Annotated in this window: 20 protein-coding genes, 1 tRNA gene and 1 other RNA gene; 7 read left to right on the top strand and 15 right to left on the bottom strand. The window is 59.2% G+C overall.

What is annotated here, in order from left to right; all coding sequences use genetic code 11:
* Nucleotides 1-61: 61 nt before the first annotated feature.
* The 8 genes from GSF27_RS14120 to grpE all read right to left on the bottom strand — a co-directional run bounded on the left by GSF27_RS14120 (nucleotide 62) and on the right by grpE (nucleotide 10648).
* Nucleotides 62-138: transfer RNA gene (locus GSF27_RS14120), tRNA-Met, on the bottom strand.
* A gap of 188 nt (nucleotides 139-326) precedes the next feature.
* On the bottom strand, nucleotides 327-803 hold the full coding sequence (greA, locus tag GSF27_RS14115) for a transcription elongation factor GreA (protein WP_160970214.1): 477 nt from the start codon (nucleotides 801-803) through the stop codon (nucleotides 327-329).
* Nucleotides 800-4021, bottom strand: a complete 3222-nt coding sequence (gene carB / locus GSF27_RS14110; RefSeq protein ID WP_160970212.1) for a carbamoyl-phosphate synthase large subunit — start codon at nucleotides 4019-4021, stop codon at nucleotides 800-802. The genes greA and carB overlap by 4 nt, the downstream gene beginning before the upstream one ends.
* A 93-nt stretch (nucleotides 4022-4114) precedes the next feature.
* Nucleotides 4115-5251, bottom strand: coding sequence for a glutamine-hydrolyzing carbamoyl-phosphate synthase small subunit (gene carA, locus GSF27_RS14105; protein WP_160970202.1), 1137 nt, complete (start codon nucleotides 5249-5251; stop codon nucleotides 4115-4117).
* 506 nt (nucleotides 5252-5757) lie between these two features.
* Nucleotides 5758-6558, bottom strand: a complete 801-nt coding sequence (dapB, locus tag GSF27_RS14100) for a 4-hydroxy-tetrahydrodipicolinate reductase (RefSeq protein WP_160970200.1) — start codon at nucleotides 6556-6558, stop codon at nucleotides 5758-5760.
* A 154-nt stretch (nucleotides 6559-6712) separates the two neighbouring features.
* Entirely contained in the window at nucleotides 6713-7855 is a 1143-nt protein-coding gene (gene dnaJ, locus GSF27_RS14095) for a molecular chaperone DnaJ (protein ID WP_160970198.1), read from the bottom strand.
* 169 nt (nucleotides 7856-8024) lie between these two features.
* Nucleotides 8025-9938 (bottom strand): molecular chaperone DnaK, encoded by a 1914-nt coding sequence (dnaK, locus tag GSF27_RS14090; RefSeq protein ID WP_160970196.1) that lies wholly within the window; start codon nucleotides 9936-9938, stop codon nucleotides 8025-8027.
* A 164-nt stretch (nucleotides 9939-10102) separates the two neighbouring features.
* On the bottom strand, nucleotides 10103-10648 hold the full coding sequence (grpE, locus tag GSF27_RS14085; RefSeq protein WP_160970194.1) for a nucleotide exchange factor GrpE: 546 nt from the start codon (nucleotides 10646-10648) through the stop codon (nucleotides 10103-10105).
* A gap of 191 nt (nucleotides 10649-10839) precedes the next feature.
* Here grpE and recN point away from each other — a divergent pair, with 191 nt between their 5' ends.
* Nucleotides 10840-12504: a DNA repair protein RecN gene (gene recN, locus GSF27_RS14080; RefSeq protein WP_160970192.1), complete on the top strand. Its 1665-nt coding sequence runs from the start codon at nucleotides 10840-10842 to the stop codon at nucleotides 12502-12504.
* A gap of 24 nt (nucleotides 12505-12528) precedes the next feature.
* Here recN and GSF27_RS14075 read toward each other — a convergent pair whose 3' ends face one another.
* Together GSF27_RS14075 and fur are read right to left on the bottom strand one after the other, a co-directional pair.
* Nucleotides 12529-13104: a hypothetical protein gene (locus tag GSF27_RS14075; protein WP_160970190.1), complete on the bottom strand. Its 576-nt coding sequence runs from the start codon at nucleotides 13102-13104 to the stop codon at nucleotides 12529-12531.
* 209 nt (nucleotides 13105-13313) lie between these two features.
* The gene (fur, locus tag GSF27_RS14070) at nucleotides 13314-13721 is read right to left on the bottom strand and encodes a ferric iron uptake transcriptional regulator (protein ID WP_160970187.1); all 408 of its coding nucleotides are present in this window, start codon (nucleotides 13719-13721) and stop codon (nucleotides 13314-13316) included.
* Nucleotides 13722-13849: 128 nt separating this feature from the next.
* Between fur and GSF27_RS14065 the strand changes: the two genes are divergently transcribed.
* The gene (locus tag GSF27_RS14065) at nucleotides 13850-14224 is read left to right on the top strand and encodes an outer membrane protein assembly factor BamE (protein ID WP_160970185.1); all 375 of its coding nucleotides are present in this window, start codon (nucleotides 13850-13852) and stop codon (nucleotides 14222-14224) included.
* Nucleotides 14225-14245: 21 nt separating this feature from the next.
* Here the strand turns inward: GSF27_RS14065 and GSF27_RS14060 are convergent, their stop codons facing one another.
* Both GSF27_RS14060 and GSF27_RS14055 read right to left on the bottom strand, forming a co-directional pair.
* Nucleotides 14246-14557, bottom strand: a complete 312-nt coding sequence (locus GSF27_RS14060) for an RnfH family protein (RefSeq protein ID WP_160970183.1) — start codon at nucleotides 14555-14557, stop codon at nucleotides 14246-14248.
* Nucleotides 14558-14562: 5 nt separating this feature from the next.
* Nucleotides 14563-15012, bottom strand: a complete 450-nt coding sequence (locus GSF27_RS14055; RefSeq protein WP_160970181.1) for a type II toxin-antitoxin system RatA family toxin — start codon at nucleotides 15010-15012, stop codon at nucleotides 14563-14565.
* 145 nt (nucleotides 15013-15157) lie between these two features.
* Between GSF27_RS14055 and GSF27_RS14050 the strand changes: the two genes are divergently transcribed.
* Together GSF27_RS14050 and smpB are read left to right on the top strand one after the other, a co-directional pair.
* Entirely contained in the window at nucleotides 15158-16576 is a 1419-nt protein-coding gene (locus GSF27_RS14050) for a sodium-dependent transporter (protein ID WP_160970179.1), read from the top strand.
* A gap of 77 nt (nucleotides 16577-16653) precedes the next feature.
* Nucleotides 16654-17133, top strand: coding sequence for an SsrA-binding protein SmpB (gene smpB, locus GSF27_RS14045; protein ID WP_160970177.1), 480 nt, complete (start codon nucleotides 16654-16656; stop codon nucleotides 17131-17133).
* 40 nt (nucleotides 17134-17173) lie between these two features.
* Here the strand turns inward: smpB and GSF27_RS14040 are convergent, their stop codons facing one another.
* Both GSF27_RS14040 and GSF27_RS14035 read right to left on the bottom strand, forming a co-directional pair.
* Nucleotides 17174-17776 carry a LysE family translocator gene (locus tag GSF27_RS14040; protein ID WP_160970175.1) on the bottom strand — a complete coding sequence of 201 codons (603 nt, stop codon included), beginning with the start codon at nucleotides 17774-17776 and terminating at the stop codon, nucleotides 17174-17176.
* Nucleotides 17777-18132: 356 nt separating this feature from the next.
* Nucleotides 18133-20553 carry a TonB-dependent receptor gene (locus GSF27_RS14035; protein WP_160970173.1) on the bottom strand — a complete coding sequence of 807 codons (2421 nt, stop codon included), beginning with the start codon at nucleotides 20551-20553 and terminating at the stop codon, nucleotides 18133-18135.
* Between the two features lie 395 nt (nucleotides 20554-20948).
* On the opposite strand from GSF27_RS14035, the gene GSF27_RS14030 reads away from it, so the two are divergent.
* Entirely contained in the window at nucleotides 20949-22292 is a 1344-nt protein-coding gene (locus GSF27_RS14030) for a sodium-dependent transporter (protein ID WP_160970171.1), read from the top strand.
* 104 nt (nucleotides 22293-22396) lie between these two features.
* Here the strand turns inward: GSF27_RS14030 and GSF27_RS14025 are convergent, their stop codons facing one another.
* A complete protein-coding gene (locus GSF27_RS14025; protein ID WP_202410454.1) occupies nucleotides 22397-23011 on the bottom strand; it encodes an HD domain-containing phosphohydrolase in 615 nt (204 codons plus the stop codon).
* Between the two features lie 247 nt (nucleotides 23012-23258).
* On the opposite strand from GSF27_RS14025, the gene GSF27_RS14020 reads away from it, so the two are divergent.
* Both GSF27_RS14020 and ssrA read left to right on the top strand, forming a co-directional pair.
* Nucleotides 23259-23582: a DUF6482 family protein gene (locus GSF27_RS14020; RefSeq protein ID WP_160970169.1), complete on the top strand. Its 324-nt coding sequence runs from the start codon at nucleotides 23259-23261 to the stop codon at nucleotides 23580-23582.
* 103 nt (nucleotides 23583-23685) lie between these two features.
* Nucleotides 23686-24075, top strand: a transfer-messenger RNA (tmRNA) gene (gene ssrA, locus GSF27_RS14015).
* The last annotated feature ends 759 nt before the right edge of the window (nucleotides 24076-24834 follow it).

Genomic DNA, 24834 nt, shown 5'->3' with positions numbered 1-24834 from the left:
AAAAGCCCCTGAAAAGGGGCCTGTTCGAAGCACCCGATCCGCCTGGACCGAGCGCAGAATGTGGTAGCGGGGGCAGGATTTGAACCTACGACCTTCGGGTTATGAGCCCGACGAGCTACCAGACTGCTCCACCCCGCATCAACAACTTAGCGAGGTATATCTCCTCAACCAAGGCCGCAAATTATAGAGACCAACCCCAGAGTGGTCAACCCCTAAATCCTTAAAACTACAGTGTTTTTACATTTTCGGCGGCACCAACCACGGCATCACCGGGGCGAGCGCCCGGAGCGACTGCGTGCAGGGCAGGCAGCCGCTCCCGCAGCTAATTACAGGTGGCGCACGGAGTCGATTTCGTACTCCACTTCGCCACCCGGGGTGATGATCACCGCAACGTCACCCTCTTCCTTGCCAATCAGGCCACGGGCGATGGGGGAGTTGATGGAAATCTTGTTGGATTTCACGTCCGCCTCGTCGTCGCCAACGATCTGGTAGGTCTTCTCTTCTTCCGTATCCACGTTGATGATCACCACGGTAGTACCGAAGATCACCTTGCCGGATTCCGGAATCTGGGAGATATCGATCACCTGGGCATTGGAGAGCTTGCCTTCAATCTCCTGGATACGCCCCTCACAGAAACCCTGCTGTTCGCGGGCCGCGTGGTACTCAGCATTCTCTTTCAGGTCACCGTGCTCACGGGCCTCGGCGATAGCCTGCACAATACGCGGGCGATCAACTTTCTTCAGGCGTTCCAGCTCGGTGCGCAGGGCGTCCGCGCCCTGCTTGGTCATTGGAATCTTGCTCATCCTTTTACTCTCCCGTGCAGCTCCTGCAGGCTACGCACCTTGTGCTGCTGGCCGGAACGAATGGCCATGCACACAGCCGCCGCACCGGCGATAGTAGTTGTAAAGTAGACACTGTGGTTCTCGGCGCTGCGACGGATAGAAGCGGAGTCGCGGATCGCCTGCTTGCCTTCAGTGGTATTAATGACGATATCGATCTCGTCATTCTTGATCATGTCGACGATGTGAGGGCGCCCCTCCATCACCTTGTTGACCATTTGTACCGGCAAGCCCTGCTCACCCAGATACTTGGCGGTGCCACGGGTGGCGACCAACTGATAGCCGAGATCCACCAGCTCTTTGGCCACCGGCAGCAACTCTTCCTTATCGAAGTCTCGCACACTGACAAAGACCTTGCCGGATACCGGAATTGGGTCGCCGGCACCCAGCTGGGCTTTGGAGTAAGCCTCGGCAAAGGTATCACCCACACCCATCACCTCACCGGTGGACTTCATCTCGGGACCAAGAATCGGGTCAACCGCAGGGAACTTGTTGAAGGGGAATACCGCCTCTTTGACGCTGAAGTAATCCGGCACCACTTCCTGGGTGAAGCCCTGCTCTTCCAGGGATTTGCCGGCCTGCACCAGCGCTGCCACTTTTGCCAGCGAAGTGCCAATGCACTTGGAGACAAACGGCACGGTACGGGAGGCGCGCGGGTTCACTTCGATTACGTAGATCTCACCGTCCTGATAGGCCAGCTGCACGTTCATCAGACCGATAACGCCCAGCTCTACCGCCATCTTGCGCACCTGCTCGCGCATCTCGTCCTGCACATCTGCAGGCAGGGAGTAAGGTGGCAGGGAACAGGCGGAGTCACCGGAGTGCACACCACACTGCTCAATGTGCTGCATGATGGCACCGATGACGACGGTCTTGCCGTCAGACACTGCATCAATATCCACCTCGATGGCGTTATTGAGGAAGTGATCCAGCAGCACCGGCGCATCGTCGGACACCTGTACAGCCGTACGCATATAGTGGCGCAGCTCGTCTTCCTTGTAGACGATCTCCATGGCACGACCACCCAGTACATAGGAAGGACGCACCACCAGCGGGTAACCCACCTGCACCGCCATGCGCACCGCTTCTTCGGTGGAACGCACGATGGCGTTGGATGGCTGCTTCAGATCCAGGCGCATCAGCATCTGCTGGAAGCGCTCACGGTCTTCGGCGCGGTCGATCGCCTCAGGCGAGGTACCGATAATCGGCACACCTTCGGCCTCCAGAGCACGAGCCAGTTTCAGCGGCGTCTGGCCACCGAACTGTACGATCACACCCTTGGGTTTCTCTTTACGCACGATCTCCAGCACATCTTCCAGGGTCACCGGCTCAAAGTAGAGACGGTCGGAAGTGTCGTAGTCGGTGGAAACTGTCTCGGGGTTACAGTTGACCATGATGGTTTCGAAACCATCTTCGCGACAGGCCAGGGCGGCATGCACACAGCAGTAGTCAAACTCGATACCCTGACCAATACGGTTGGGACCGCCACCCAGCACCATGATCTTGTCACGGTCGGACGGGTTGGACTCACACTCTTCTTCGTAGGTGGAATACATGTAAGCGGTGGAGGTTGCGAACTCGGCTGCACAGGTGTCCACGCGCTTGTAGACCGGGTGGATACCCAGCTTGGTGCGGTGTGCACGCACGGTTTTTTCGCTAACACCCAGCAGGGTCGCCAGGCGCTTATCGGAGAAGCCCTTGCGCTTGATGCGGAACATCATGTCAGCAGTGATATCACCCAGTGGCATGGCCGCCAGGCGCTGCTCTTCCTTCATCAGGTCTTCGATCTGCACCAGGAACCAGGGGTCGATAGCAGAGACTTCGAACGCCTCTTCCACACTCATACCAGCACGGAAGGCGTCCGCCACAAACCAGATACGCTCGGCGCCGGGAGTGGAGAGATCGCGACGGATCTGCGCCATGGCGTCGTCGGAACTCAGGTCAACCTTGGGCTCAAAGCCGGCAGAGCCCACTTCCAGGCCGCGCAGGGCTTTCTGCAGGGACTCCTGGAAAGTGCGACCGATGGCCATCACCTCACCCACAGACTTCATCTGGGTGGTCAGGCGGGCATCGGCATCGCCGAATTTTTCAAAGGTGAAACGCGGCACCTTGGTAACCACGTAGTCGATGGAGGGCTCGAACGAGGCCGGGGTCGCACCGCCGGTGATGTCGTTCTGCAGCTCATCCAGGGTGTAACCCACCGCCAGCTTGGCCGCCACCTTGGCAATGGGGAAGCCGGTAGCCTTGGAAGCCAGCGCCGAAGAGCGGCTCACGCGGGGGTTCATCTCGATCACCACCAGACGGCCGTTTTCGGGATTCACCGCGAACTGCACGTTGGAGCCACCGGTTTCCACACCGATTTCACGCAGCACCGCCAGTGAGGCGTTACGCATGATCTGCAGCTCTTTATCGGTCAGGGTCTGGGCCGGTGCCACGGTGATGGAGTCACCGGTGTGCACACCCATGGGGTCAAAGTTCTCGATGGAACAGACGATGATGCAGTTGTCGTTCTTATCACGCACAACCTCCATCTCGTACTCTTTCCAGCCCAGCAGCGATTCGTCGATCAGCAGCTCGTTGGTGGGCGACAGATCGAAACCGCGGTTACAGATCTCTTCGAACTCTTCCCAGTTGTAGGCGATACCACCACCGGAACCACCCATGGTGAAGGAGGGGCGGATAATGACCGGGAAGCCGTACTTCTTCGGTACTTCCAGTGCCTCTTCCATGGTGTGCACGATGTCGGCGCGGGCACACTCAAGGCCGATCTTCTTCATCGCCTTGTCAAACAGGTTGCGGTCTTCCGCCTTGTGGATGGCTTCCTGGGTGGCACCGATCAGTTCAACGTCGTACTTCTCCAGTACACCGTTGTCGTGCAGCGCCAGCGCACAGTTGAGTGCAGTCTGGCCGCCCATGGTAGGCAGGATGGCGTCGGGACGCTCTTTCTCGATGATCTTCTCTACCGTGCGCCATTCGATGGGCTCGATGTAGGTGGCATCGGCCATGGTCGGATCGGTCATGATGGTGGCCGGGTTGGAGTTCACCAGAATGACCCGGTAACCCTCCTCGCGCAGTGCCTTACAGGCCTGGGCGCCGGAATAGTCGAATTCACAGGCCTGCCCGATCACAATCGGACCAGCTCCCAGAATCAGAATGCTTTGGATATCAGTTCTTTTTGGCATTGTGCTCTCGCTTGACGCTGAGTGTGGAGCCCGCAGCGGGCGTCAGCTCCACAAAAGTATTCTCTGTAACCCTTGTTGTTGCCCGATCCGCGCTTAGCGGCGGGCTGCCATCAGCTCGATAAAGTGATCGAACAGCGGCGCCGCATCGTGCGGACCGGGGCTGGCCTCAGGGTGGCCCTGGAAGCTGAAAGCCGCCTTGTCGGTGCGATGAATGCCCTGCAGGGTGCCATCGAACAGCGACTTGTGGGTGGCTTTCAAGGTGGCTGGCAGAGACGCCTCATCCACCGCAAAACCGTGGTTCTGCGCGGTGATCATCACGGTACCGTCTTCCAGGCTCTGCACCGGGTGGTTACCACCGTGGTGGCCATGACCCATCTTCACGGTTTTGGCACCGGAGGCCAGGGCCAGCAGCTGGTGACCGAGACAGATACCGAATACCGGCACGTCGGTCTCCAGGAGTTCAGTGATCGCGGTGATGGCGTAGTCACAGGGCTCCGGGTCACCAGGACCATTGGAGAGGAAGACGCCATCGGGGTTCATGGCCAGCACTTCGGCGGCGGTGGTTTTAGCCGGCACAACCGTCAGGTCACAACCGCGATCCACCAGCATGCGCAGGATGTTGCGCTTCACACCATAATCGTAGGCCACAACCTTGTAGGGCAGTTGCTCGGGAGTCACAAAACCCTTACCCAGCTGCCAGCTGCCCTCTTTCCAGTCATAGGCTTCAGCGGTGGTCACTTCCTTGGCCAGGTCCAGGCCCTTGAGGCCACCGAACTCTTTCGCCGCCTTGAGCGCCGCCGCCTCATCGAGGTCGCCGGCCATGATGCAGCCGTTCTGGGAGCCCTTGTCGCGCAGGATACGGGTCAGGCGACGGGTATCGATATCGGCAATGCCGAGGATATTGTGCTGCTGCAGGTAGGCATCCAGGGTCTGCTGGGAGCGGAAGTTGCTGGCCAGCAGGGGCAGGTCGCGAATCACCAGACCGCGGGCCCAGATCTGACCACACTCCTCGTCCTCACTGTTAGCACCGACATTACCGATATGGGGGTAGGTCAGGGTCACAATTTGCTGGGCATAGGATGGGTCGGTGAGGATCTCCTGATAACCGGTCATGGCGGTGTTGAACACCACCTCGCCGGTTGCCAGGCCGTCAGCGCCGATGGCGCTGCCGCGAAATACACTACCGTCTTCAAGCACCAGAATGGCGGGTCTTTGGGCACCAGTGGTCAAGTCAGCCTCCTAGGGAATGACAAGCGTGTTGCTGCGTTAAAAGCCCCTAGTGGCGGGCTCTTACGCATGTTTAATTCTGTTTCTTCAGACCGAGAGCTGCTGCCGCGCGAGTTCGCACGGGTCCGGGCAATATCTGCCATATCAATTAACTGAAAGTTGGAATTTCCCGGCGTCAAGTTGCAAAAAAGCGAGATGAAACCGCTGGCTTCACCTCGCTTAGGGCATTTTGCGTCTTACTACCAGAAGACCGGTGTCTCCGCTGCACCGATCAGACTCGCTTAAGCGACTTGGCCAAGATCGATCTGAGGCGCGATTGTACGCGATACGGACAGCCACTGTCCAATCCGGAATCCCCCTGAATGCCCCAAAACCGACCCCCGAAAAACCCCACAAAGTGAGTGCTTACCCGGGGGCAGGAGTACGCCTTCGCCTCAGGGGGCCATCAGGCACCGGCCCGGCACAGCGACAACCCGGAAGACGGCCTGCCGCAGCGCGCAAGGAGAGGGTTACAGGCCCAGCACGTCCTGCATGGAGTAGAGACCTGCGGGGCGATCCGCCAGCCAGCTGGCGGCACGTACTGCACCACGGGCAAATGACATGCGGCTGGAGGCCTTATGGGTAATCTCCACCCGTTCACCGTCGGCCATAAACATCACCGTGTGATCCCCCACCACATCACCACCGCGGACGGTGGCAAAACCGATGGTTTCACGCTGGCGGGCACCGGTCTGGCCTTCTCGACCGTAAACCGCCACTTCGCGCAGGTTACGGCGCACACCGGCCGCTACCGCTTCACCCATGGCCAGCGCAGTACCGGAGGGAGCATCCACCTTGTGACGGTGGTGCGCTTCGTAGATCTCGATGTCGTAGTCGTCACCGAGGATTTCTGCCGCCTGGCGCAGCAGCTTCAGGGTCACATTCACACCGGTGGAGAAATTGGCGGCCTTGCACAGTGCCGTGGCGGCCTGGTTGGCCAGCAACTCCTGCTCCTGCTCCGGGGTGAAGCCGGTGGTACCAATGACGATCTTCTTGCCCGCTGCCGCACAGGCAGCAGCGTTGGCCAGGGTCGCCGCCGGCGCGGTGAAATCGATCAGCACGTCAAAGTCATTAATAACGGCATTGATGTCGCCAGCGATGGTGACGCCGTTTTTGCCCAGGCCGGCCAGCTCGCCGGCATCCGCTCCCACCAGGGAGCTGTCGGGACGCTCCAGTGCCGCGGTCAACTCGGCACCATCTGCCAGCGCTACCGCCTCAATCAGGGTCTTGCCCATACGACCGGCGGCGCCGGTCACTGCAATTCTTACCATCGCTTGTTCTCTTTCTGTTCAAGGCGCACCCCCACCCGGGCTGCGACGACAATAATGGCCTTCAGAAACGACAAAGGCGCACACAGGGCGGAAGTTTACACGAAGTAAGCCCCCGGTTGTGTACGCCTTGCCAGATCCCTTGCGGATAAGGGTGTTACAGCTTCATATCGCCGAAGAAGTTTTTCATGCCCTCAAACCAGCTGTTCTGCTTGGGGGAGTTCTTGTCACCCTCCATAGAGGCCTTGAACTCCTTCAGCAGATCCTTTTGCTTGTTGCTGAGGTTGACCGGCGTCTCCACCATCACCCGGCACAGCAGGTCACCCGGGGCACCACCGCGCACCGAGGTCACACCCTTGTTGCGCAGGCGGAACAGCTTGCCGGTCTGGGTCTCGGCCGGCACCTTGAGTTTGACCCGTCCGTCCAGGGTGGGCACATCAATCTCGCCACCCAGGGCGGCATCCACAAAGTTGACCGGCACCTCGCAGTAGAGGTTGCGACCATCCCGCTGGAAGATCTCATGCTCTTTGACCGACACCTGCACATAGAGGTCGCCGGTGGGGCCACCGTCCACACCTGCCTCACCTTCGCCGGAAAGACGAATACGATCGCCGGTATCCACACCTGCAGGCACTTTCACCGACAGGGTCTTGGTCTCTTCGACCCGGCCGTGGCCATGACAATCGCCACAGGGGTCCGTAATGATGGTGCCTTTGCCGCGGCAGTTGGGGCAGGTCTGCTGCACCGAAAAGAAGCCCTGCTGCATGCGCACCTGACCGATACCGCCACAGGTGGTACAGGTCATCGGCTTGCTGCCGGACTTGGCACCGCTGCCATCACAGGTCTTACAGCTGACCAGGGCCGGCACCCGGATCTTGACGGTGGTGCCGCGCACGGCATCCTCCAGGTCCAGCTCCAGGTTGTAACGCAGGTCGGAACCACGAGCCGGGCCACCGCGACCAGCACGGCCGCCGCCCCCACCACCAAAGATGTCGCCGAAGACGTCACCAAAGATGTCACTGAAGCTGCCGGCACCACCACCAAAGCCGCCACCACCAAAGCCACCGGCCTGCTGGTCGACTCCCGCGTGACCGTACTGGTCGTAGAGCGCACGCTTCTGGGAATCCCCCAGCACCTCGTAGGCTTCGGTGGCCTCCTTGAATTTCTCCTCGGCCTCTTTGTCATCCGGGTTGCGGTCCGGGTGGAACTTCATGGCCACCCGGCGATAGGCCTTCTTCAGGTCCTTCTCGGATACCTCACGGTCAACTCCAAGTACTTCGTAGTAATCGCGCTTCGACATAGATCAGTTACTTCAGGGCAAATGGTTTAACGTTCTTCTGGTCAGCGGCGCATGCTCAACACAAACGGCAGCCACTGACACGGCGACGGGAGACCGGGTTTCCGGCCGCAGCCGGACGCCCTGCGCCTCCCGTTTAGCTCATCAGATGAGCGGGTTTTGCTGACCGCGCTTACTTGTCGTCTTTGACTTCTTCGAACTCAGCGTCGACCACACCGTCATCAGCCGCACCGGCATCCGCCTGGGCAGCACCCTCGGCCTGGGCTGCCTGTTCGGCATACATCTTCTGTGCCACAGGGCCGGTCGCCTCGGTCAGTTTGGTGCTGGCAGCTTCCATCGCCTCCTTGTCGCTACCCTTCACCGCCTCTTCGGCTTCGGCCAGGGCAGCCTCAATGGCAGACTTCTCGTCGGCAGTCACCTTGTCGCCAGCCTCTTCCAGTGTCTTTTTGGTGGCACTGATCAGGCCGTCGAGGGTGTTGCGGGCGGTTACCAGCTCCTCGAACTTCTTGTCCGCCTCGGCGTTGGCCTCGGCGTCCTGCACCATGGCTTCGATCTCCTCGTCGCTCAGGCCGGAGGAGGCCTTGATGACGATGGACTGCTCTTTGCCGGTAGCCTTGTCTTTGGCGCTTACGTTGAGAATACCGTTAGCGTCGATATCGAAGGTCACTTCAATCTGTGGCATGCCACGGGGTGCCGGAGGAATGTCTGCCAGGTCAAAACGGCCCAGGGATTTGTTCTGTGCCGCCTGCTTGCGCTCACCCTGCACCACGTGAATGGTTACCGCGGTCTGGTTGTCGTCAGCAGTAGAGAACACCTGCGACTTCTTGGTCGGGATGGTGGTGTTCTTCTCGATCAGCGGAGTAGCCACACCGCCCATGGTCTCGATACCCAGGCTCAGCGGGGTTACGTCCAGCAGCAGTACGTCTTTTACGTCACCGGCCAGTACCGCACCCTGGATAGCAGCACCCATGGCAACCGCTTCGTCAGGGTTCACGTCACGGCGCGCTTCCTTGCCGAAGAACTCGGCAACCTTCTGCTGCACCATTGGCATGCGGGTCTGACCACCCACCAGGATAACGTCATCAATGTCGCTGACAGAGAGGCCGGCATCGGCGATCGCCTGCTTCACAGGACCCATGGAGCGGATCACCAGCTCTTCCACCAGGGACTCCAGCTTGGCGCGGGTCAGCTTCACCACCAGGTGCTTGGGACCAGTGGCATCCGCAGTAATGTAAGGCAGGTTCACTTCGGTCTGCTGGGAAGAAGAGAGCTCGATCTTGGCCTTCTCGGCCGCTTCCTTCAGGCGCTGCAGGGCCAGCGGATCGTTGTGCAGGTCGATGCTATTGCTCTTCTTGAACTCAGCCGCCAGGTACTCGATCAGGCGCAGGTCGAAGTCTTCACCGCCAAGGAAGGTGTCACCGTTGGTGGCCAGCACTTCGAACTGGTGCTCACCATCAACGTCGGCAATTTCAATCACGGAGATATCGAAGGTACCACCACCCAGGTCGTAGACGGCGATGGTGTGGTCACCCTTGGCCTTGTCCATACCGTAGGCCAGCGCCGCAGCGGTTGGCTCGTTGATGATACGCTTCACTTCCAGACCGGCAATCTTGCCGGCGTCCTTGGTGGCCTGACGCTGTGAGTCGTTGAAGTAAGCCGGTACGGTGATGACAGCCTCGGTGACTTTTTCACCCAGGTAGTCCTCAGCGGTCTTCTTCATTTTCTTCAGCACTTCGGCAGAGATCTGTGGTGGCGCTTTCTTCTCGCCCTTCACCTCAACCCAGGCGTCACCGTTGTCAGCCTGGGCGATACCGTAAGGCACCATGGAGATGTCTTTCTGCACCACGTCATCGGTGAACTTGCGACCGATCAGGCGCTTCACCGCGAACAGGGTGTTGGTAGGGTTGGTTACGGCCTGACGCTTGGCGCTCTGACCTACCAGGATTTCGTTGTCGTCAGTAAAAGCGACAATGGAAGGCGTAGTGCGATCGCCCTCTGCGTTTTCGATCACCTTGGGCTTGCCACCCTCCAGTACAGATACACAGGAGTTGGTGGTACCCAGGTCGATGCCGATGATTTTGCCCATTTCGATATTCTCCGGAAATGTTCGCGGTAATCTGCGTGGCGGGTGGCGGGCCTCTGCCCGGGCCTCTCCGCCGGTTGTCTTCTATATAAGTGCGGTGCCGGCTATTTCAACCCCCACCACACAAAGGTTACGGTTATTTTTCAGTGCAGCCTGTGGTTACAGAATCAGTCAGCTGCTTTGGCTACCACCACCATGGCCGGGCGCACCAGGCGACCGTGCAGGGTGTAGCCTTTCTGGAACACATTGATCACGGTGTTGGGCTCTGCGTCCGGCGCCGGCACCATGGCCATAGCCTGGTGCAGCTGTGGATCGAACGGCTCTCCCACCGGATTCACTGCCTCAACCTTGTGACGCGCCAGGGTGTCCTGGAAGGACTTCAGGGTCAGCTCAACACCTTCCACCACCGGCTTCAGCGCTTCATCCACTTCAGCCATGGCCTCCAGGGCGCGTTCCAGGTTGTCGACAATGGGCAACAGGTCGTTCACCAGCTTCTCCTGGCCGAACTTGTGCGCTTTCTCGATATCCTGCTCGGCACGACGGCGGGCGTTTTGCGCCTCAGCCTGCGCCCGCAGGGCCTGCTCCTGGGCCTCTGCCAGCTGTGCTGCCAGGGTCTCCACTTCAGATACTTCGCCCTCTGCCGGGGCCTGCTCTTCCGCAGCCGCAGCCGCTACTTCTTCCACTTCAGGGGTGGTCTGCTCTTGATCTGACACCTTGCTCTCCGTCTTTACCTGAATGAGTCATGAGATCTGACGCCTGATATGGGGACAGTTACGCACCTTTCAAGCCCTGCAGTGACGATTGCATACACAGAAAAAATACTGTACATATAAACACTGTATATTAAACCACTACTTTGCTGTCCTCACGGATACTTTGCCCGCCCTCACGGAAGGAGCCCGCCATGCTGACTCACCTCAGCGTACAGAACTTCACCCTGGTCGACCTGCTGGAGCTGGAACTGCAGCAGGGCATGACCGTCATCACCGGCGAGACCGGTGCCGGCAAGTCCATCCTGCTGGATGCGCTGGGGCTCACCCTCGGCGACCGGGCAGAATCCGACCGGGTGCGACAGGGCCGGGAGCGGGCAGACATCTGTGCCACCTTTAACGTCAGCGACATCCCCGCAGCCCAGGCATGGCTTGATCGCCACGACCTGGACAGTGGCGAAGAGTGCCTGCTGCGCCGCGTGGTGACCCGCGACGGCCGCTCCCGCGGTTACATCAATGGCCAGCCGGTGCCGCTGGCACAGCTGAAAGAGCTGGGGGAGAAGCTGATCGACATCCACGGCCAGCACGCCCACCAATCCCTGCTGCGGAAAGACAATCACCGCCACCTGCTGGACGACTACGCCGCTCACCCGCAACTGCTGCAGACCACCCGTGAGCGCTACCAGGTGTGGCAGAAGGCACAGCAGGCGTTTGAGCAGTGGCGCGACAACGCCGAAGAGATCACTGCCCGCACCCAGTTACTGCGCTACCAGCTGGACGAGCTGGAAGCCCTGGCGCTGGAGCCCGGTGAGCTGGAGAAACTGGAACAGGAACAGCGGGAGCTGGCCTCCGCCGAGACCATCCTGCAGGCAGGCCAGGGCGTGGTGCAGATGTGCGAAGACGACGAGGCGGGCCTCACCAGCGCCATCAGCCGCGCCCTGCAGCAACTGCACCGCCTGCGCGACAAGCCCGACGCCCTGCAAATTGCCGAGGATCTGCTGCAGAGCGCCCAGATTCAGATTCAGGAGGCCCAGCACGAGCTGACCCTTTACATAGACAGCTTCGAAATGGACCCCCAGCGGCTGGCCTGGATCGATGAACGCCTCGGCAGCTGCTACGACATTGCCCGCAAACACCGCATCGATACCGGTGAACTGCTGGCCCTGCAGCAGTCCCTGACCGAGGAGCTGCAACAGCTGGGTGGCGACGAGCAGCAACTGGACCAGCTGGAAGAGGCCGCCCGCCAGGCCCGCGCCAGCTACCTGGAGAGCGCGGAAAAGCTCTCCGGCAAACGCCGCCTGGCGGCGGAGCGACTGCAGAAAGCCATCAACAACCAGCTGCAGGCGCTGGCCATGAAGAATGCCGTGCTGGCCATCAGCCTGCAGAGTAACGCCGGTCAGCCAGGCAGCCACGGCATTGATGACATCGAATTCCTGATCAGCACCAACCCCGGCCAGAAGCCCAAGGCATTGGCGAAAGTGGCCTCCGGCGGTGAACTCTCCCGCATCAGCCTCGCCATTCAGGTGGTAACCGCGCAAAGCTCCACCACCCCCACACTGGTGTTTGACGAAGTGGATGTGGGTATTGGTGGCGCCACCGCCGATGTGGTGGGCGAGCTGCTGCGTACGCTGGGGGAACAGGGCCAGGTGCTGTGTGTAACTCACCTGCCGCAAGTGGCCAGCAAGGGCCATCAGCACCTGCAGGTACGCAAGGAGTCAGATCAGGCGTCGGCACAATCCACCCTCACAGCGCTGGAGGGGGATGAGAAGATTATGGAGATTGCCCGCATGATGGGCGGCCTGCAGATGACCAAACAGACCATTGCCCACGCCCGGGAGATGCTGGAGCTGGCGGGCTGAGGCGCCGCCAGCCGGGGATCAGGCTCAGCCTGCGGCTTGATCCTGCTCTGCCGAATCCGGTGTCACAGCGGCCGCTTCCTGATCGCGACGGGGGTACTGCTCCGGATCGATAAACATCAGTTTCAGGGTGAGCTGGTTTTTGGTACCGCGCTCGATACCCAGCACCATGACATTAAACTGCTCGCCAATGCGTACCACGCCAGGCTGATGCACCAGCAGGGTGTTCTGCTGCTGGTTGGACATAATATTAAGGTCACGACGGGCACGCATGGTGTTGCCGATCTGGTTGAGCATCCCCTGCAGGGCCGCCCGAAACGCCGGGAAACCAAAGCCCGGGCCACGGAACTCGGAGTAATCCAGCTCCAGTGACAACGGCATCTCCATCACCGGCTGCTCGGCACCCTCGGCATCTTTGCGGTTGAGGTTCATGGCGCCGACCGAAATACGCTTGCCGGACTTGAGATCCTTTAACAGCGTCTTGGCCTTGGCCTCTGGCTGCTGGAAAAAGCCCTGATGCAGAATACGGCAGGCCAGATCCAGAACCTGGACCAGATTGATGTTGATAGCGGGCTGGGATTGGGCTTGAGCCTGTTCACTCATGGTGGGGATACCTCGGTACATCGCATAATTATTATTGTGAGTTGCACCTGCGCCGCAAGGCACAGGTCAAAATCAGTCAGGCCTTACTGTAACGGGCTTTTTCGGGTGAGAAAAGGGATTTTGCGACGCTGACGATGCCTCAATCGCACACTACAGGGAGTGGCGCGCCAACCCCGGGGGCCGACGCCGGCGGACATCAATAAGGCAGGTTACTTCCTGGGTTTAACGTAGAGAACAAGGCTGTGGCCGCTGATCTCGTAGCCGTGCTCGGCCGCGATCTGCTCCTGCAGGGCCTCGATTTTTTCGTTGTGGAACTCGATTACCCGGCCAGTCTCCACACACACCATGTGGTCGTGGTGATCACCGCGCTCCAGCTCAAAGACAGAGTGGCCATCGTCAAAGTTGTGGCGCACCACCAGCCCGGCGGACTCAAACTGGGTCAGAACCCGGTAAACAGTAGCCAGGCCCACGTCCTCATCGGCCTCCATCAGCTGCTTGTACACATCTTCAGCACTCAGGTGACGCTGCTCGGACTCCTCCAGCATCTGGAGAATCTTTACCCGCGGTAAGGTTACTTTCAAGCCGGCTTTGCGCAGCTCCTGGTTCTGGTCTGACATGTATTCCCCTGCTGTCGGTTATTTTTCCCGAAGTTCCAGGCTGGATCCCGGATTTTCCCGTGACCCTTCTCAGTCGAAAGGCAATTCAGGTATTATCCCCTCTCATTTTCGCTTGTGGAACCCCTGCCATGCAAAAACACGCAGTACGACTCCTGTTCGCCATGTCATTGATATTGCTGGCCGGATGTCAGTACTTCCAGTTCCCAGGCGTGTACCGGATCGATATTCAGCAGGGCAACATCATTACCCAGGAAATGATTGATCAGCTGAAGCCCGGCATGACCCGCCGCCAGGTGCGCTATGTCATGGGCAACCCCATGATTGAGGATACGTTCAATCCCAATCGCTGGGATTATTTCTACACCATGACCCCGGCCAAGGGTGAAACCACCAAGGAACACCTCTCCATCTTCTTTGATGGCGATGTCATGACCCACTTCAGCGGCGACTTTGTGCCCGGCAAGGCCAGTACCCAGAGCGCCTCCAGCGAAGGCGCTAACTAAGCACCACCGAGCCCTGAGCGCTTACTCGGCTTTGGCAGCGCGCTTGCGACGCGCCTCTTTCGGGTCAGACTGCAGCGGACGGTAGATCTCTACCCTGTCCCCCTCCTGCAGCTCGTGCTCATTGGCCTTCTTCAGGCCTTTGGTACCCAGCGCCTGGCCGAAGATACCCATCTTGGCGGTATCGTAGTCGATCTCCGGAAACTCCTTCTCCAGCCCGGAGCGGCGTGCAGCCTGCAGCGCGGTGGTACCCGGCTCCACCAGCAGGGCGACGATCTTCTGCTTGTGAGGCAGCGCATAGGCCACTTCGACTGCAATCATTTCAATATCGGACATAAGAATTACCTCTGGCCGGCCGCCGGCCCGTAAACCCATTTGGCACGCTGACACAGACCATCCACCAGGTCATTGGCCACCGCATCCAGCCAGCGCCCTGCGGCCTTCGCCACCAGGCCGCCGCTGAGCTCAAACTCCAGCTTCAATGAGACCTTGCAGGCCCCTTCGGTGAGGGAGAGAAATGACCAGTTGCCGGTCAGGCGCCGGAACGGCCCCTCCACCAGCTGCATCTCCATCAACACAGGCGGGGTCAGCTGATTGCGGGTGGTGAAGCTGTAGCGCATGCCCAGCTTGTTCAGGTCCAGCCGTGCCACCAGGGTGTTTTCATCCCGTTCCAGCACCTCAGCGCCGATACAGCCGTCCATATACTGCGGGTAGGCTTCGATGTCGTTGACCAGTTCAAACATCTGCTGGTCGGAGAACGCCACCAGGGCGCTGCGCTGAATCTGTGTCACTCGCTCATGCTCAATTGCCATTCTGGCGGTGGATTGTAGTGACTCCCCCCTGAGCTGCCAAGCGCCTCCGGCTCCTGAACTGGCACTGCAGGGCGCATCGTTGCTAGTATCAGGGGAGTGATTCGGGGGAATAAAGAGAACAACAATGACAGCAACTCGTGAACATTTCGGCTCTCGTCTGGGCTTTATCCTGGCCGCCGCCGGCTCCGCGGTGGGCATCGGCAACCTGGTGGGCTTTCCGGTCAATGCGGTAAAGAACGGGGGCGCAGCCTTCCTCTTTATCTACGCCCTGTTTGTGGTGGGCATCTGCCTGCCAGTCATGCTGGCGGAACTGGCCGCCGGGCGCGCCAGCCAGCGCAACCCGCTGGGCGCCTTCCGCCACTTTGCCGGCCACAGCCTGTTTGCCACCGTCGGCGGCTGGCTCTCCCTGATCACCCCCTACATGATTGCCGTGTTCTACTCTGTGATCACGCTGTGGGTGCTGGGCTACCTGGTGGCCATTGTCAGCGGCGACCTGCAGCAACTCAGCGACCCAGCCTATTTCGGCCAGTTCATCAACTCGCCGCAGGTGTTCCTGTTTATGGCCCTGATCGCGCTGATTGTCGGCGTCATCCTGCACTTTGGTGTCAAACAGGGGATTGAACGTGCCGCCAAGGTGATGATGCCCATGCTGTTTGTGATGCTGGTGGGCATGGTGATCTTTGTGCTCACCCTGGACAACGCCATGGCCGGGGTGAAGTACTACCTGATACCGGACTTCTCCAAGATCAACGCACAGGTGATCAACGGGGCCATGGGGCAGGCGTTCTTTTCCCTCTCTCTCGGCATGGGCATCCTGATTACCTACGGCTCTTATATGGAGCGCAACAACAGCATTCCCGGTTCCGCCAAGATGGTGGCCCTCACCGATACTGCCGTGGCCTTTACCGCCGGCCTGCTGGTGATCCCCGCCATCTTCTCCTTCGACCCCGGCACCAACGCCGAAGAGCTCTCCACCTCCAGCGTGGCACTGGTCTTCACCTTCCTGCCCAAGATCTTCCTCGCCATGCAGTCCAGCGTCGGCTACTTCGGGGCCAGCGTGGCCGCCGCGGTGTTCTTCCTGCTGGTGCTGTTTGCCGCCCTCACCTCGCTGGTTTCCATTATCGAGGTGTCACTGGCCGGGGCCATGGACCAGAACTCCATCAGTCGCAACAAGGCCCTGGCCTGGGTGGGCGGCTCCATGGTGGTGGTGTCGATCGCCTGCGCCGTCTCCTTCGGTATGGTGCCGTTTTTCACCGGCTTCACCCACTACGCCGGCATCGACAAATCCTTCTTTGATGTGGTGGTGGATGTCTTCTACGACACCATCCTGCCACTCAACGGCTTGATGGTTTGCCTGCTGGTGATCTACCGCTGGCGCAAGGAAAACTTCAACCGCGAACTGGAAGTCGGGGAAACCAAATACAAGGGCACCCTGCTGGAGCGTTATACCGACCTGGCCCTGGGCACCTTTATTCCGGTGATCCTGCTGCTGGTGTTTATCAACACTGTGCTGGCCAAATTCTTTGCCATCCACATAATCTGATGCCTTGCGCCACCCGCCCGCCGCGGGTGGCAAACAACTGTATCCCGCGCCCCGCCTTGCCGCTATAATCCGCCGCCATGTCGAAGAAGAAAGCCAAAAAGCCTACGGGCACCACCATCGTTCTCAACAAGAAAGCGCGTTTTGATTACGAGCTGTCGGACCGCTATGAGGCCGGCATTGTGCTGATGGGTTGGGAAGTGAAAAGTCTGCGTGAAGGCAAGGTCAACATTGTCGACACCCACGTGCACTTCAAAAACGGGGAAGCCTGGCTGCTGAATGCGCTGATTACCCCACTCAATACCGTCTCCACCCATTTCGTGATCGAGCCCAATCGGCCGCGCAAGCTGCTGCTGCACGATAAAGAGATCGTCAAACTGCAGCAAGCCGTAGAGCAGAAAGACTACACCTGTGTGGTCACCGCCATGTACTGGAAGGGCCATCTGGTGAAGTGCGAAATTGCCCTGGCCAAGGGCAAGAAGATGCACGACAAACGCGAGACCGAAAAGCAGCGCGACTGGAATCGCGAGAAACAGCGCCTGTTCCAGAAGCAGACCTGACCGCGCATCGCGGCCGGCCTGCCCGGTCGCACCCTCCCCGTTACCACAGCACCCGCAACGCCACTGCCACCAGCAGCAAGGCAAACACCCTCTGCAACAAGCCTCCATGGGCACGCAGTCCATCCAGTACCCGCGGCCGCGACACCAGCATCACCACCACCACGTACCAACCGGCATCCACACCCGCCGAGACCGACGCCATGGTCAGCTTCTGCAACAGCGGCATTTGGGCTGTAAGGAACTGGGTGTAGACCGCCAGAAAGAACAGCGCCAGCTTGGGATTGAGAAACGCCGTCAGGAATCCGGTTAAGGCCCCGCGCCGGCGACTCAGTGTGGCCTCCCCCGCCTGCCCATAGTCCACTGGCGCCCGCCAGCTCTGCCACGCCAACCACAACAGGAAACCGGCACCGATCCAGCGCAGGCCGTCGTACAACCAGGGCGTCTGTGTCACCAGCAACGCCAGCCCAACCGCCGCCAGCAGGGCGTACACCCCCACCCCGACACCGTGGGCGATGGCGGCCACCAGGCCCTGCGCCTTACCGCCCTGCAGCGTCTGGCCGATGATTACCGCCAGGCTCGGCCCGGGGCTTGCGGCTCCCAGCCAGCAGAGGCCGGCCAGGGTCAGCCACTCTATCCAGGACATACCAATGATTTCTCCAAAAAATTGCCGCCCTGAATGGCCGGCAGAAGATTGTCTTGTACAGGCGTCGCCGTGCCTGAACCTGCTTTGGGTGGATGGTAAACCTTGATCGCAGAAGCGACGTAGGGCAACAGATCGCCCGGGGGACCGGGCTCCTACAATGGTGCGACACCACGGCGTAGGAGCGCAGTGGCCCAGACCATCCTCTCTTCCTGCGGTGCAGGAATTCACCTTATCCTCTGCGCGATCTTTTATATCCCTTGAAGCAAGTCCTTTAACCCTGCATCGGGATCTATCTACCAATCCGCACAACCCACAAAAAAGGGGCCCGCAGGCCCCTTTCGCTTGCCGCTTCTGTATCAGAAGCTCTTGCGTACCGTTACACCCAAGGTACGCGGCTGATTGGTAGCGAAAGCCAAGCGTGCACTGCCACCACGTTCACGATCCAAGGAGAGATCCGCATTCTCGTCCGTGACGTTGTTCATGTACACCGACATTTCCAACGTATCGTAGATCAGACCCATGTTCAGGTTCAGGATCGCGTAGGCGTCCAACTCAAGATCCAGGCTGGTTACTTCGTCACCGGTTGCTCCGCCATAAGGTAATTCAGACGTGAAATCACCTGCACCACTCACCTGATCTCCTGGCTGGGTTATACGATCACCCACATACTGCACAGAAGCAGATACCCAGGAGTCATCAGCGCGCAGGATTGGCTTCAGGAAGGTGTAGGTACCCGAGAGAGATAGCTGCACTTCTGGCACAGATGCCAAACGATTGCCATCTTCGATACCACCTAAAACGTTGCCGTTAACGTCCCGGACCGTGGAGTCAAATTCCGCTTCCAGCACGCTACCGGAGAATGCCAGGTAGAGCGCGTCGGTCAGCTGCGAACCTAGCTCGAATTCAATACCCGCAGTGTGCGCATCCGGAACGTTTACTGAAACCCGTGAAGAGCAGGATCCCGCATCCAAAGTCGCTTGCAGATCAGAAATATCAGCATAGAAAGCAGCAACATTGAGCGAGAAGTCGCCCCAGTTACCCTTCATCCCGACCTCGTAGTTCCACATGGTTTCGTCGTCATAGGTGGGATTGCCACCATAAGTGGCCAAATCCTCAGGTTCACACAACGGGGCGTTCAACGGATCATTTACCCCGCCAAGTCGAAAGCCCTGTGCCACCTGCGCATTCAAAACAACTTCATCATTCAAATCGTAGCTAGCCAACACCCTCGGGGTGAAGCCATCAGAAGTAGTGTCATCGACCTGATCATTCTGATTCGAGAAAATACCTCCAGTCGTGAAACGGCGGGACTCCTCAAAGTCATACCAGCGCCCACCCACCGTCATATGCAATCGTTCGGTGATATCAAAATTCACCTCCCCAAAGACGGCAAACTGCTCAAGATCAAACGGATAATCTGCATTATAAGGCGAGTCCGCAGGAAAACCGTTCGCAACGCTGGCCGAAGTGTTCGCACCCAATTTGGCATCCACGAATGCATCGTAGCCTGGGGTTGGCAGTCGCTGAGAATACTCTCGAGTGGTATCAGAATAGAACACACCAACCAACCACTGGAAAGCCCCATCATAATCGGAGCTTAAACGGATCTCCTGCGTGAACTGTTCAAGGTCTGTAGTGTCGAGCAGGTTGGAGGGCAACAGCACGGAGGCAACGTCTAAATCCAAGGGCCTGATGCTAATGCTTCCGGTCAAGGCGCTGGCATCACGACTTACCAGAATCTCTCGCTCGGTATAGCTGGAGATGGAGGTAATATCCACCGAACCAAGACTCCACTCCATCACCACATCAGCAATCATGGTTTCATCTTCGAATGCCTCGTCCAGCAGCAAATACTGCTCACGCTCATCAAAGGTAATGGCCGGGCGGGTGGTGGTGTAGGGGTTGGCGTAGAGGTTGTACACCTCCTGACGGTTGAAGCCATCCATCTCGATCTTCTGGTACACCACGCGCGGGGTGATGGAGAAGTTATCGGTTGGCTCCCAGGTCAGGGCGATACGACCGCCACTGCGGTTACCGTCGTTGACATCCTCTTTCTTGCTGCCGTTTTCACCCAGTGCATCGATAAAGCCGGCGTACTCGGTGGTGTAGCCCACCACGCGCAGGGCCAGGGTCTCGGTCAGCGGCAGGTTGTACATGCCTTTCAGGTGGCCACCCTCTTCACCGTCGGTGACCGTATTCAGGTTGGCTTCGATCATGCCCTCAGGGCCGTCAAAGCTCGGCTGGTTGGTGATGTAACGTACGGTACCGCCCATGGAACCGGAACCAAACAGGGTGCCCTGTGGGCCGCGCAGGGTTTCCACACGGTTGAGGTCAAACAGGTCCAGGTCGGGGGTGAACAGTGACAGGGAGATCACGCTCTCGTCCAGGTAGACACCCACCTGCTCTTTCACACCCGGCTGGTCGCGCACGATCTGGCCGGCAGAGACACCACGGATCGCCACCTGGCTCTGGCCGGGGCCCAGGTTCTGGATGGTCAGGCCGGCAACATTGCGGGACAGGTCTTCCAGGCTAGTGGAGCCGGAACGCTGGATATCTTCCTGGGTCTGGGCGTTGATCGAGAAAGGCAGATCCTGAATGGTAGCCTCGCGCTTGGTGGCCGTTACCGTCACCTCCTCCAGAGCAGGACGGTAGGGACGAACGGTGGTTTCGTCCTGGGCAACGGCACTGCTTGCCACTGCGGCGATACAGGCAGGCAACACCGCTTTACGAAAACAAGGCATCTGCAAACCACTCAAGGCTTTACGAGATTGGGACATGGGTCTCTCCGCTGGTTATACGCTCTCCCCTGACGGCCGCTGTTATAGGATGCTTGTTACGGCTGCGGACAGTAGCAGAGCTGTTTTTATGTCGGGTTGTAACACCTGAAGCCTAGACCAATACCGGAGAATTGATCACAGGGACGGCAGCCCCCACCACAAAAACAGCTCTTCCCCCCGCCCGGGGCGAAAAAAGGCGGCATTAAAACGAACAATGCGCCAAAATAAAAATAACTGTTCGTTATATCAAACACCCAAATCCATATCTGAAATTAAAGACTTGAACCACCCCCGACTCTCAAAGCACAATATTCAACCGCTCGGCGGCATCCGCCTCATCGTCTGACTTTGCTGGAGCTCATGGCTCAACAGCTCCAACGAACAGAATTTTTTACATGGCATCCAGAGAACAGTTTTCCTCCCGTACCGGCTTTGTGATGGCCGCTGCCGGTTCCGCCATCGGCCTTGGCAACATCTGGGGTTTTCCCACCCAAACCGCCAGCAATGGCGGCGCCGCCTTTGTGCTTGTCTACCTGCTGATGGCCTTTTGCCTGGCCTACCCGGCACTGATGGCAGAGCTGATTATCGGCCGCCACGCCCGCGCCAACATCGTTACCGCCCTACGCTACATCGCCCCCAACAAAGCCACCCGCTGGCTCGGCACCTTTGTCGGCGGCTGCGGCGTGGTGGTGGCCAGCCTGATCCTCAGCTTCTACACCATTGTGGCCGGCTGGATGCTCGCCTACCTGGGACAATCCATCACCGGGCTGCTGAGCTGGCAAAGCGCCAGCGACTGGCTGGTGACCTTCAGTTTTCCCCGTAACCTGGCGACCGGCGGCCTGTTTATGATCCTTACCATCGCCATTGTGGGTAAGGGTGTAAGCGGGGGTATCGAGAAGTGGTCCACCCGCCTGATGCCCATGCTGCTGGCGATCATGGTGCTGCTGATTGTCTATGTGATGACCCAGCCCGGCGCCATGGCCGGCCTGCGACTCTACCTGCTGCCGGACCTCAGCCACCTTGAGCCCAGCCTGATCGTGGACGCCCTCGGGCAGGCGTTTTTCTCCCTCTCCCTGGGTGTGGGCACCATGCTGGTGTACGGCTCCTACCTGAGTGAAAAAGAGAACCTGCCGTCGCTGGGTGCGACCGTGACGCTGGTGGATTCCGGGGTGGCGTTTATTGCCGGACTGCTGATCCTGCCGGCGATCTATGTGGCCCAGGCACACGGCGCCGACATCTTCGATGCGCAGGGCAATCTCTACGCTGGCCCCAACCTCATCTTCCAGGTGCTGCCCGCTCTGTTCGATTCCATGGGCACCATCGGCCTGGGGGTTGCCCTGGCCTTTTTCACGCTGATGTCCATCGCCGCGCTCACCTCTTCCATCTCCATGCTGGAGGTGCCGGTATCGCTGGCCGCCGAAGAGACCGACCTCGGTCGCCCCAAAGCCACCCTGCTGATTGGCGGGCTGGTGTTTGTGGTGTCGGTGCTGATCATGCTCAACTTCGACACCCTGTTCGACTTTGTCATCACCCTTACCACGGTCTACAGCCAGCCCATACTGGGACTGATGCTGTGCATCTTCGTAGGCTGGATCTGGCACCGCGACAACCTGCTGAAAGAGATCAAGGCCGGACACCCGGAGATCGAAGGCACCTGGTTCTGGCGCATCTGGCCCTTCTACGTCAAAGCCTTCTGCCCGGTGCTGATTCTCGCCATCGTGATACCGAGCTTTACCTGATATCACCCATACAAAACTCCGGCAGCCTGCAACAGACTGCCGGAGTTATTCCAGAGCACGAATCCAATCAGAGTTTAGCCGCGAATGACGACGGCGAGCGACAGTTACAGCGCCGGCGCGTGCAGACAGACTGCCTCGCCACCCTGGCAAAACGCCACCCGCCCACCAAAACGCCCTTCGATAAAGTCGCAGAAACTGGCCAGCAGTTCCGGGTCGTAACGCTCGCTGGTGTCCACCAGAATCTGCAACGCCTCAGAACTGGAAACGCCCTTGTGATAGGGACGATCCATAGTGACCGCGTCGTACACATCCCACAGCCGCATGATGCGGGCATAAAAGGGAATATCGTCGCCTTTGCGCTTCTCCGGGTAGCCGGTGCCATCAAAGTTTTCGTGATGGTAACGGACGATGCCGGTAATCCGCGGGTCCAGGTTCAGGGGTGCCAGCAGCTGATAGCCCAGCTCCGGATGCTGGCGAACCAGCTCCATCTCGGTGGCAGTCAGCCGTGCCGGCTTGTTAAGAATATGTTCGTTGATGGAGAGCTTGCCCAGATCATGAATACTGGCCCCAATGCGCAGTATCTGACGCTCTTCCCCGGTACAGCCAATGTGCTCGGCAAATTCACTGATACCTGCCGCCACCCGCTGGTGGTGCTCATTCAGCACCGGGTCACGACCTTCCACAATCCCACTGATAAAGACGGATATACTCTCGAGCACTACCTCTGCCCCCCAAATTCATCCGACATCCCTATCGCACTGTCATAGAACTACAGGCGGCATAAAGCCATACCTGCTATATGCGTTTATCTTATAGAAGACCCCCAAATCGGGTTTTGATCCAGCGCATGGAAGCTCTTTTTTTGGCGCCGAAATAGACCAAAGTCGGGGATGCCATCATCCGCCCGCTGTGTTGTCGCGTACTTCCCACACTCCCGCCCGTTACTGCCCACACGGAGAAGCCTCCATGACCCGACTGCTGCTGCACACCCTCACCCACCAGCGCCAACTGCAGCTGGTGCTGGAATCCTTCGAAGGCTGCATCTACCAGGCCTACCTGAAGCGCGACATCGGCGAACAGCTGATCTGGACCGACCCCCACACCCCGCTCAAAGCCCGCTCCCTCACCGACCTGCGTGAACGCCTGCAGGGGCTGGACATTGCCAGCCTGCAACTGCGCCAGCGCAGCGCCTACGACGAGATGGTGGGACAACCGCCCAAGGGCGATAACACTCTGCTGATCCCCCTCAGTCTGCAGCAGTGGGAACCCGTCCCGGCCAGAACTGTCTGAGCAGCAGGCAAAGCGGTTGAAATCCGCCCAGCCGCCCCAATATTTGGGGAAGAGACTGTTTAGAGGTGACGATAAAGCCTATAATCCGCTCTCTTGAGAATTCGGGGCCGATTTGGATTCGACGCCGGTAACAAAACCTCAGGTGCATGTCGTGATGGCAACCAATCACGTTAATCCAAAGTTGCACATTATTAGTTGCCAACGATGACAACTACGGTGCTCAACTGGCTGCGTAAGTAGCCCTTTGAAACACCATCTAGTGGTTCGCCGCTAGCGGTCCTTAACAAGGTGCCTGTACCGCGTTACTGACTGTCATATAGAACAGGATCGCCGTGAAGCCTGCCTGGGGTGGATCAGCTAAATTCTTATCAGGATCGCCTGCTACGTCTTGGCCACTGGGCTGTAGCGGGTTAAACCAAATAGTGGAACTAAGCATGTAGACCCTAAGGCGGAGTGCTGACGGACGGGGGTTCAAATCCCCCCGGCTCCACCAAATGAATAAGGCCACCCTCGCGGTGGCCTTTTTTATTTGGCCGTGCCCGGTGGGTGAATAATCCCCCGGGTTCAGCCGCAGCAGGTGCAACCTGCGGAGACGACGCCCGCAGGGCGCCCCGAAGGGGTGGCACGCACAGCGTGTCATCCAATCCCCCGACGCACTAACCGTTGGCACTTACTCTCCAGTAACAACCCGTCGCGGTGGCCTTTTTTATTTCGCCGTGCCCGGTGCGTGAAGAACCCCCTCGGGTTCAGCCGCAGCGGGTGCAACCCGCGAAGACGACGCCCGCAGGGCGCCCCGAAGGGGTGGCACGCACAGCGTGTCATCCAATCCCCCGACGCACTAACCGTTGGCACTTACTCTCCAGTAACAACCCGTCGCGGTGGCCTTTTTTATTTCGCCGTGCCCGGTGCGTGAAGAACCCCCTCGGGTTCAGCCGCAGCGGGTGCAACCCGCGAAGACGACGCCCGCAGGGCGCCCCGAAGGGGTGGCACGCACAGCGCGTCATCCCCCCCCAACACACTGCGCACCTGCACCATCTCAAATTAGAACTTCCGGTGTCCTTTTTGATTGACTGTGCCCGGTTGGTGAGTGCCCCCCCCCGCAGAAACGACGCCCAGGAGACACCCCGTAGGAGCGCAGTCCCCTGCGCGATCTTTTTTAATCACCGCACGCCGCCTCCGCCCCCCGCCAACCAAACACCTCAACATCCATTAAGTTTGGTGGAGCCGGGGGGAGTTGAACCCAGGCCCCAAT

Source organism: Pseudomaricurvus sp. HS19, from assembly GCF_009857815.1.
Classification (GTDB): Bacteria; Pseudomonadota; Gammaproteobacteria; order Pseudomonadales; family Cellvibrionaceae; genus Pseudomaricurvus.
This window is presented reverse-complemented; position numbering and strand designations above follow the sequence as displayed.

Coding starts and splice junctions, on each gene's coding strand:
- GSF27_RS14065 (WP_160970185.1), top strand. CDS start 13,850: ATGCAAAAACACGCAGTACGACTCCTGTTCGCCATGTCATTGATATTG.
- smpB (WP_160970177.1), top strand. CDS start 16,654: ATGTCGAAGAAGAAAGCCAAAAAGCCTACGGGCACCACCATCGTTCTC.
- GSF27_RS14020 (WP_160970169.1), top strand. CDS start 23,259: ATGACCCGACTGCTGCTGCACACCCTCACCCACCAGCGCCAACTGCAG.
- fur (WP_160970187.1), bottom strand. CDS start 13,721: ATGTCAGACCAGAACCAGGAGCTGCGCAAAGCCGGCTTGAAAGTAACC.
- GSF27_RS14060 (WP_160970183.1), bottom strand. CDS start 14,557: ATGTCCGATATTGAAATGATTGCAGTCGAAGTGGCCTATGCGCTGCCT.
- greA (WP_160970214.1), bottom strand. CDS start 803: ATGAGCAAGATTCCAATGACCAAGCAGGGCGCGGACGCCCTGCGCACC.
- recN (WP_160970192.1), top strand. CDS start 10,840: ATGCTGACTCACCTCAGCGTACAGAACTTCACCCTGGTCGACCTGCTG.
- GSF27_RS14075 (WP_160970190.1), bottom strand. CDS start 13,104: ATGAGTGAACAGGCTCAAGCCCAATCCCAGCCCGCTATCAACATCAAT.
- GSF27_RS14040 (WP_160970175.1), bottom strand. CDS start 17,776: ATGTCCTGGATAGAGTGGCTGACCCTGGCCGGCCTCTGCTGGCTGGGA.
- GSF27_RS14035 (WP_160970173.1), bottom strand. CDS start 20,553: ATGTCCCAATCTCGTAAAGCCTTGAGTGGTTTGCAGATGCCTTGTTTT.
- GSF27_RS14030 (WP_160970171.1), top strand. CDS start 20,949: ATGGCATCCAGAGAACAGTTTTCCTCCCGTACCGGCTTTGTGATGGCC.
- dnaK (WP_160970196.1), bottom strand. CDS start 9,938: ATGGGCAAAATCATCGGCATCGACCTGGGTACCACCAACTCCTGTGTA.
- GSF27_RS14050 (WP_160970179.1), top strand. CDS start 15,158: ATGACAGCAACTCGTGAACATTTCGGCTCTCGTCTGGGCTTTATCCTG.
- dnaJ (WP_160970198.1), bottom strand. CDS start 7,855: ATGTCGAAGCGCGATTACTACGAAGTACTTGGAGTTGACCGTGAGGTA.
- dapB (WP_160970200.1), bottom strand. CDS start 6,558: ATGGTAAGAATTGCAGTGACCGGCGCCGCCGGTCGTATGGGCAAGACC.
- carB (WP_160970212.1), bottom strand. CDS start 4,021: ATGCCAAAAAGAACTGATATCCAAAGCATTCTGATTCTGGGAGCTGGT.